Below are 7,212 nucleotides of genomic sequence, written 5' to 3'. Positions count from 1 at the left end.
TACTCACCCGAGTTACTGTCTCGGGCTTTCCTCCGGGCTTTTCCCTTCGGTCTTGCGTTTCCGACTCTATCAGACCGTTTCCGGTTCCGATTTCCCTGTCGGCGGGATTTGTCTTTCGGCCTGGGGTTTTGCGCCCCGCACCTTTCGACATTCACTACGTTAGCCGATTCCCGTCGTAACTCATAATCGAGTTCCTCGGGTTCGAATTTCGGCATGCGGACATGACGAAATGCGCCCCGCTGAGGGGAAGTGGTTGGTAGTGGTTTGGCCGCTTCCGGCTGCTGGCGTAACGCCGTACCCGGTTCAAGCGGCTCGGACTACATTACGGACCGCCCGGAGACGCGTCAAGTTCGGCGGCGACGGGGTACGTGGGGCCGATAGGGGCTGACCGTCGGGTCGTCGGCGATCCAGAAACGCCATGGGTGGACGCCGCCGTCGCCGGCCACTCCGGTGCGCGGACCACTGCGTACCTGGTCGGGCTCCGGGGGCGTACCCGCGAGGAGGGTGAAGGGGCCGTCCCCGGGCGCGCAGGCGTCGCTGCCGTCGAGGGCCCGGTCCACCTCCAGGGCCGTGGCCAGGCGGGCCGGTCCTTTGGCCAGTTCCTTGTCGTTGCGGGCCGAGAGTCGACGTTTGCGGGCGAGGTCCACGCCCTCGATGATCTCGCCGGCGCGGAGCAGGACCCCGCTCGCGGTGCCCTCCGGTCCGCAGACGAGGTTCATGCAGTGCCACATGCCGTAGGTGAAGTAGACGTACACATGGCCGGGCGGGCCGAACATCACGTTGTTACGGGCGGTGCGGCCGCGGTACGCGTGGGAGCCGGGGTCGTTGGGACCGTCGTAGGCCTCGACCTCGGTGAGGCGCAGTTCGATCGGGCCGTCCGGAGTGTCGCGTACGAGGATGCGACTCAAAAGGTCGGGGGCGACGTCAAGGACGGGGCGGTCGAAGAAATCCCGGCTCAGGGGCGTACGGTCAGGGGCCACGATCATGCCGTACGAGCGTAGTCGAGACGGCCGGGTTGCCGGCGGGGTGGCCAGGGGCGCCCGCCCTTGCAAGGGTGAGGCGGAACCGGCCACGGCCGGATCGCGTATGTATGGATCAAAGCTTCGTGCGAGGCAGACGGAACAGGCGTTGCCTGGGGAGGAAGTGTCATGGGGTTCAAGCGGCTGCTTGCGAGCCTGGGGGCCGGCGGGGCCTCGGTCGAGACGGTGCTGACCGAGGTGAACACCGTTCCGGGCGGGGTCGTCCAGGGTGAGGTGCGGATCCAGGGCGGTTCGGTGAACCAGTCGATCGAGGGGCTGTCGGTCGGGCTCCAGGCCAAGGTCGAGGTCGAGGGCCACGACGACCAGGAGTACAAGCAGAACATCGAGTTCTCGAAGGTGCGGCTCGGCGGTGCCTTCGAGCTGGAGGCGGGCGCGGTGCACGCGGTCCCGTTCGGTCTGGAAATCCCCTGGGAGACGCCGGTCACGATGATCGACGGGCAGTCGCTGCGCGGGATGAACATCGGGGTGACCACGGAGCTGGAGATCGCCCGCGCCGTCGACTCCGGTGACCTGGACCCGATCAACGTGCACCCGCTGCCGGCGCAGCAGGCCATCCTGGACGCCTTCATCCAGCTCGGCTTCCGCTTCAAGAGTGCCGATATGGAGCGGGGTCACATCCGTGGGACGCGGCAGAAGCTGCCCTTCTACCAGGAGATCGAGTTCTTCCCGCCGCAGCAGTACCGCGGGCTGAACCAGGTGGAGCTGAGCTTCGTCGCCGACGAGCACGCGATGGACGTCGTCCTGGAGATGGACAAGAAGCCGGGTCTGTTCAGCGAGGGCAGCGACTCCTACCGCGCCTTCCAGGTGGGGCTGAACGACTTCCAGGGCACGGACTGGGCCGCGTACCTCAATCAGTGGCTGTCGGAGGTCGGCAGCAAGCGGAGCTGGTTCTAGGCTCGGCAGGAAACCGTCACCACTGATCAGGAGGTACCGAGGTGACCGAGCTCAAGAGGCCGCCGCTCCCCCATGACTTCCATCCGGAGGTCCCGTCCTTCACGGTCACCAGTGAGGACGTGGAGCCGGGCGGGGCGCTCAAGGACGCTCAGGTCCAGGCGGCCGGGAACACCTCGCCGCATCTGCAGTGGGAGGGCTTCCCGGCGGAGACCAAGAGCTTCGCCGTGACGTGCTTCGATCCGGACGCTCCCACGGGCAGCGGGTTCTGGCACTGGGTCGTGTTCGACATCCCGGCCACGGTCACGGAGCTGCCGGTGGGCGCCGGCACGGGGAAGTTCGAGGGGCTGCCCGAGGGCGCGGTGCACGCGCGCAACGACTACGGTTCCAGGGACTTCGGCGGTGCCGCGCCGCCGCCCGGCGACCGGGCGCACCGGTACGTGTTCACGGTGTACGCGGTGGACCAGGAGAAGCTCGGTCCCGACGCGGACGCCACGCCGGCCGTCGTGGGCTTCAACCTGCGCTTCCACACGCTGGGACGGGCCCGGCTCATCGGTGAGTACGCGGCTCCCGCGGAAGGCTGACGTTCACTGAACGTTTGCCCGCCTCTGGTCTTGGAATTGATCAGAGGCGGGCATTTTTTATTGCGTTGTCCATCTCGGCGTGCCCGGCCAGAGTTGATCCAAGCCCGCCAGGGGGTGGGCCGGTGCACATGGGAGGTGGGCTGGATGCGCGACACGCTGGTGCTGAACGCGAGCTTTGAGCCGCTTTCGACGGTGACGCTCAACCGAGCCGTCGTTCTGGTGCTGCAGGACAAGGCCGTCGTCGAGCAGGCCCACCCCGAACTGCGCATGCGCGGAGCAGCGGTGGACATACCCGCGCCCCGGGTGATCAGGCTGTGCCGCTACGTACGGGTGCCGTTCCGAAGACAAGCACCGTGGTCGCGGCGGGGTGTGCTGGTGCGGGACGGGCACCGGTGCGCGTACTGCGGGCGGCGGGCGACGACCGTGGACCACGTGGTGCCGCGGGCGCAGGGGGGCCAGGACTCCTGGCTGAACACGGTCGCCTCGTGCCCGGAGGACAATCACCGCAAGGCGGACCGTACGCCGGAGCAGGCGGGGATGCCGCTGCTGCGGCAGCCGTTCGAGCCGACGCCCGCGGACGCGATGCTGCTGGCGCTCGGCCGCCACGAGGCGGACCCGCTGCCGGACTGGCTGGCGCAGCCCGCGGCCTGACTTCGCAAGCCGTCGCCCCGGTCGGCTTCCACAACGTGTACGGCGGTCCGTCTCCCCTCGGAGGCGGACCGCCGTCGTATGTACGGGCCGGTGGCCGTGGCCGGGCCGGTGTGTCCGGCCGCTCGCGTCAGTCGGTGACGGACGGCTTCTCGCGGCGCTGCGGGATGCCCCCGCCGGTGCCCGCGGCCGGCGCGGCGGGGCCGGAACCGCCGCCGATGCCACCGAAGTTGCCCATGGCGCCGGACAGGCCCTTGAGGGCGTCGCCGATCTCGCTGGGCACGATCCAGAGCTTGTTGGCGTCGCCCTCGGCGATCTTCGGGAGCATCTGGAGGTACTGGTACGACAGAAGCTTCTGGTCCGGGTCGCCCGCGTGGATCGCCTCGAAGACCGTACGCACGGCCTGGGCCTCGCCCTCGGCGCGCAGGGCGGCGGCCTTGGCCTCACCTTCGGCGCGCAGGATCGCGGACTGCTTCTCACCCTCGGCGGTGAGGATCTGCGACTGGCGGATACCTTCGGCGGTGAGGATCGCGGCGCGCTTGTCACGGTCGGCGCGCATCTGCTTCTCCATCGAGTCCTGGATGGAGGTGGGCGGCTCGATGGCCTTGAGCTCGACGCGGTTGACGCGGATGCCCCACTTGCCGGTGGCCTCGTCGAGGACGCCGCGCAGGGCCGCGTTGATCTCCTCGCGGGAGGTGAGGGTGCGCTCCAGGTCCATGCCGCCGATGATGTTGCGCAGGGTGGTGACGGTGAGCTGCTCGATGGCCTGGATGTAGCTGGCGACCTCGTAGGTGGCCGCGCGGGCGTCGGTCACCTGGTAGTAGATGACCGTGTCGATGTTCACGACCAGGTTGTCCTGGGTGATCACCGGCTGGGGCGGGAACGGGACGACCTGTTCACGCAGGTCGATGCGGTTGCGGATGGTGTCGATGAACGGGACGACGATGTTCAGTCCCGCGTTGAGCGTCCGTGTGTAGCGGCCGAAGCGCTCGACGATCGCCGCGCTCGCCTGTGGGATGACCTGGATGGTCTTGATCAGGGCGATGAAGACCAACACCACCAGAATGATCAGGACGATGATGATCGGTTCCATCGTGACTCCCCGTACCCTTCTCCGCCTCGGTGCTTCCGGAAGATCTTATGGTCTTTGAAGATCTTGCTGGACGAGTCTGACAGACCGTCGCCTGCCACGTGGCGCGTTCCGTTCACTTGCGTCGCGCGAGGTCACATCACGATCGCCGTGGCACCGTCGATCTCCACGACGTCGACGTGTTCGCCCTTCTCGAAGGCCCTGTCGGCGTCGAGGGAACGGGCCGACCAGACCTCGCCGCCCAGCTTGATGCGGCCGCCCGAGCCGTCGACACGCTCCAGGACGACGGCTTCCTTGCCCTTCAACGCGTCGATACCCGTGCTCAGCAGGGGTCGTTGCCCACGCTGACGTGCCGCGATGGGGCGTACGACTGCGATGAGGGCGACCGAGACGGCGACGAAGACCAGGACCTGGAAGACGGCGTCCCCGCCGAGTCCCGCGGTCACGGCCGCGGCGACAGCGCCCACGGCGAGCATGCCGAACTCCGGCATCGCCGTCACCACGAGCGGGATCCCGAGTCCGACGGCGCCGATCAACCACCACACCCACGCATCGATGTCGTTCACATGGTCATGGTAGGACCGCGTTCGTCCCGCGGACAGAGCGCACGATCAACTACCGCCGTGCGCTGCGGAGCTGTGGCGTGAACCGGCCGTCGGGGCGGACGCCGGAGGGGGCGGTAGGGGAGCGGATGCCAGGACTAGGACAGCGGGAGGCCCTGTGCGGTCCAGCGGTCGCCGACCTGCTCGACGACGAGGGGGAGGCCGAAGCAGAGCGAGAGGTTGCGCGAGGTGAGTTCGAGCTCCAGGGGTCCCGCGGCGAGCACCTTGCCCTGACGGATCATCAGGACGTGGGTGAAGCCCGGGGCGATCTCCTCGACGTGGTGCGTGACCATGATCATCGAGGGGGCGATCGGGTCGCGGGCCAGCCGGCCGAGCCGGCGTACGAGGTCCTCGCGGCCGCCGAGGTCGAGACCCGCGGCGGGCTCGTCGAGGAGCAGCAGCTCGGGGTCGGTCATCAGGGCGCGGGCGATCAGGGTGCGCTTGCGCTCGCCCTCGGAGAGGGTGCCGAACCTGCGGTCCAGGTAGTCGCTCATGCCGAGGCGGTCGAGGAAGGCGCGGGCGCGCTGCTCGTCGACGTCCTCGTACTCCTCCTGCCAGCCGGCGGTCATGCCGTACGCGGCGGTGAGCACGGTTTGCAGGACCGTCTGGCGCTTGGGGAGCTTCTCGGACATCGCGATGCCGGCCACGCCGATGCGCGGGCGCAGCTCGAAGACGTCGGTGCCCGGCTTGCCCAGGGTCTCGCCGAGGATGGTGGCGGTGCCCGAGCTGGGGAAGAGGTAGCTGGAGGCGACATTGAGGAGGGTCGTTTTTCCGGCACCGTTCGGGCCGAGGATGACCCAGCGCTCGCCCTCCTTGACCGACCAGGAGACCTGGTCCACCAGAGCCCGGCCCTCTCGGACCACGGATACGTCCTCAAGCTCCAGAACATCGCTCATGAGCGCGCTGTCTCCCATTGCAGTCTCGGCCGTCGCTTACGTCTGTGGACGCAGCCCCCAGGGAAAACCTACGCCACCGGCCGGGCAGTCCCCTCCATCGGTCTGTCCTTAGGGTGGGGGCATGCTCTCCGAACCACGCTCAGGACGCCTGGCCGCATGGGGAAATGCCCTTCTTGCCGGACTTGTATCGCCGGACGACGCCGTCCTCGCCATCGTGGGCGAGGACGCCGTGCACCGTGTCGAGGGGCTCCCGGGGGAGGCGGGGCCCGTCGGGCTCACGCTCGCCCTCGGCCGGCTGCGCGCGCTCGGGACGGCCGGGCTGCGGGTGGCGCTGCCCGCGCCGGGACACCCGCTGGGGCTGAGCGGGCCGCCGGACTTCAACGCGCGGGCCATCGAGGCCGAGGAGGCGGTCGTCTGCCAGGGCGCCGCGCTGGGCCTCGTACCGGAGGTGTACGAGGCCGGTCCCGAGGGCGACGTGCACGTGGAGGTCGTCTGGCACTGCCTGGCCGTACGGGAGGCGCCGCCCGCCGACGTGCCGTCGCTCGGTGAGGCCGAGCGGGAGCTGGCGGAGGCGCTGCGCGAGGCGACCGACGTGCTGTCGCGGCTCGACGTGGCGGCGTCGGGTCCGGTCGCCGAGGCGGCGATCGACGCGTACCGGGCGCGGGCCGAGCGGGGGCGCGAGATGCTGGCGCCCGGCTATCCGCCGCGTGCGGTGCGGGTGCTGGAGCTGGCGCAGCGGGTGGGGCTGCTCGTCTCGGTCGCCTTCGAGAACGGGCACGGGGGCGCGGTGAGCGCCTCGGAGATGGCGGCGAGGGCGGCGGCGCTGCGGCCGGTGGAGCGGACCGCGCGGCGGGCGCAGGTGGCGGCTTACAACGCTTGGGTCGAGGAGCGTGAGCGGTGACGCTCCGCCGAGTTCGCGGGGCGGGGTTCGTCTGTGGGGCCTGAGCTGCTGCGCGGGCTGCGGGCTCGTGGTGGCTGAGCGCGCCCACGCGGCGGAGCCGCATATGGGTACAGCCCCGCGCCCCTGAGGAGCGGGCGCTGCCGCCTCCTCAGGCAGCAGCAAGCCGGCCCCCCGGGTTGCTGGGGGGCCGGTGGTCACTGGGAGGTCCGGGGGACCTCAGTGGTTGACGCCCAGGTTGCCGAAGGCCGGGTTCAGGACGCCGATCACGTTCACGCTGTTGCCGACCGCGTTCACGGGGACGTGGACCGGGGCCTGGACCACGTTGCCCGAGCCGACGCCCGGGGAGCCCGCGGCCTCGCCGCCCGCCCACGCGCCACCGTCGGTGGCGGAGGCCATGCCGGCGCCGGCGGCGACCAGACCTCCCGCGACCATCGCGACGGCTGTGGCCTTCTTCAGCTTCTTCACTTCTCGAGCCCTCCCTGGTGCGATCGCCGCGACACGTCGCCGCGGCACGCACTGAAGAACGGCCGGGGCGCGCGGAGGATGCGCCATCCGGGTGA

Annotated in this window: 9 protein-coding genes; 4 read left to right on the top strand and 5 right to left on the bottom strand. The window is 69.8% G+C overall.

The genetic code is table 11. The features are described 5' to 3' along the window. Window positions 1–344 precede the first annotated feature (344 nt). Window positions 345–986 (bottom strand): DNA-3-methyladenine glycosylase, encoded by a 642-nt coding sequence (locus tag ACFV6E_RS16775; protein WP_385177983.1) that lies wholly within the window; start codon window positions 984–986, stop codon window positions 345–347. A 162-nt stretch (window positions 987–1,148) separates the two neighbouring features. Between ACFV6E_RS16775 and ACFV6E_RS16770 the strand changes: the two genes are divergently transcribed. The 3 genes from ACFV6E_RS16770 (at window position 1,149) to ACFV6E_RS16760 (ending at window position 3,166) form a co-directional block, all read left to right on the top strand. Beyond that, the gene (locus ACFV6E_RS16770) at window positions 1,149–1,934 is read left to right on the top strand and encodes a sporulation protein (protein WP_385462262.1); all 786 of its coding nucleotides are present in this window, start codon (window positions 1,149–1,151) and stop codon (window positions 1,932–1,934) included. A gap of 41 nt (window positions 1,935–1,975) precedes the next feature. Continuing rightward, entirely contained in the window at window positions 1,976–2,515 is a 540-nt protein-coding gene (locus ACFV6E_RS16765; RefSeq protein ID WP_385462259.1) for a YbhB/YbcL family Raf kinase inhibitor-like protein, read from the top strand. 144 nt (window positions 2,516–2,659) lie between these two features. Continuing rightward, entirely contained in the window at window positions 2,660–3,166 is a 507-nt protein-coding gene (locus tag ACFV6E_RS16760; RefSeq protein WP_385462256.1) for an HNH endonuclease, read from the top strand. 127 nt (window positions 3,167–3,293) lie between these two features. Here ACFV6E_RS16760 and ACFV6E_RS16755 read toward each other — a convergent pair whose 3' ends face one another. From ACFV6E_RS16755 to ACFV6E_RS16745, 3 genes are all read right to left on the bottom strand, one after another. After that, a complete protein-coding gene (locus tag ACFV6E_RS16755) occupies window positions 3,294–4,256 on the bottom strand; it encodes an SPFH domain-containing protein (protein WP_385169291.1) in 963 nt (320 codons plus the stop codon). Window positions 4,257–4,387: 131 nt separating this feature from the next. Further along, entirely contained in the window at window positions 4,388–4,819 is a 432-nt protein-coding gene (locus tag ACFV6E_RS16750; protein WP_385169289.1) for an NfeD family protein, read from the bottom strand. Window positions 4,820–4,953: 134 nt separating this feature from the next. Beyond that, on the bottom strand, window positions 4,954–5,751 hold the full coding sequence (locus tag ACFV6E_RS16745) for an ABC transporter ATP-binding protein (RefSeq protein WP_385169287.1): 798 nt from the start codon (window positions 5,749–5,751) through the stop codon (window positions 4,954–4,956). 121 nt (window positions 5,752–5,872) lie between these two features. Here ACFV6E_RS16745 and ACFV6E_RS16740 point away from each other — a divergent pair, with 121 nt between their 5' ends. Beyond that, window positions 5,873–6,652, top strand: a complete 780-nt coding sequence (locus ACFV6E_RS16740) for a hypothetical protein (RefSeq protein WP_385169285.1) — start codon at window positions 5,873–5,875, stop codon at window positions 6,650–6,652. 216 nt (window positions 6,653–6,868) lie between these two features. Here the strand turns inward: ACFV6E_RS16740 and chpE are convergent, their stop codons facing one another. After that, window positions 6,869–7,117, bottom strand: a complete 249-nt coding sequence (gene chpE / locus ACFV6E_RS16735; RefSeq protein ID WP_385169283.1) for a chaplin ChpE — start codon at window positions 7,115–7,117, stop codon at window positions 6,869–6,871. Window positions 7,118–7,212: the final 95 nt, after the last annotated feature.

The organism is Streptomyces sp. NPDC059785 (assembly GCF_042732375.1).
Lineage (GTDB): Bacteria > Actinomycetota > Actinomycetes > Streptomycetales > Streptomycetaceae > Streptomyces.
This window is presented reverse-complemented; position numbering and strand designations above follow the sequence as displayed.

Excerpts from the sequence above, each read along its gene's own strand:
- ACFV6E_RS16775 (WP_385177983.1), bottom strand. The coding sequence starts at position 986 with ATGATCGTGGCCCCTGACCGTACGCCCCTGAGCCGGGATTTCTTCGAC.
- ACFV6E_RS16770 (WP_385462262.1), top strand. The coding sequence starts at position 1,149 with ATGGGGTTCAAGCGGCTGCTTGCGAGCCTGGGGGCCGGCGGGGCCTCG.
- ACFV6E_RS16760 (WP_385462256.1), top strand. The coding sequence starts at position 2,660 with ATGCGCGACACGCTGGTGCTGAACGCGAGCTTTGAGCCGCTTTCGACG.
- ACFV6E_RS16755 (WP_385169291.1), bottom strand. The coding sequence starts at position 4,256 with ATGGAACCGATCATCATCGTCCTGATCATTCTGGTGGTGTTGGTCTTC.
- ACFV6E_RS16745 (WP_385169287.1), bottom strand. The coding sequence starts at position 5,751 with ATGAGCGATGTTCTGGAGCTTGAGGACGTATCCGTGGTCCGAGAGGGC.
- ACFV6E_RS16740 (WP_385169285.1), top strand. The coding sequence starts at position 5,873 with ATGCTCTCCGAACCACGCTCAGGACGCCTGGCCGCATGGGGAAATGCC.